Raw genomic sequence first — 281 nt, 5'->3', positions numbered from 1 at the left:
CCAGGAACGGTAAATACACCATCAAGAACTGCGTTAAGGAATGATTTGTCTGCATCACGAGCGGCCTTCATAACGTCTAGACGTAGGTCTTTAAAATGCATGTGACCGATACGGTGGCCCCAACGCTTGATCATAGTGACAGGGTTACCGCCACCGTATGTGATGTGACCTGTGTCTAGCGTTAGGTGAACAGCATCGCCAGTTAGCTCCATCATGATGTTGATGTCGTCTTCAGTTTCACAGATAGTGCCCACGTGGTGGTGGAAAGACAGCTTGATGTC

Annotated in this window: 1 pseudogene; it reads right to left on the bottom strand. The window is 48.8% G+C overall.

Annotated elements, in window-relative coordinates:
• A pseudogene (locus ACVA53_RS25095) lies at positions 1 to 281 on the bottom strand (myo-inosose-2 dehydratase); the annotation flags it as partial.

Source organism: Photobacterium sp. DNB23_23_1 (genome assembly GCF_052873815.1).
This window is presented reverse-complemented; position numbering and strand designations above follow the sequence as displayed.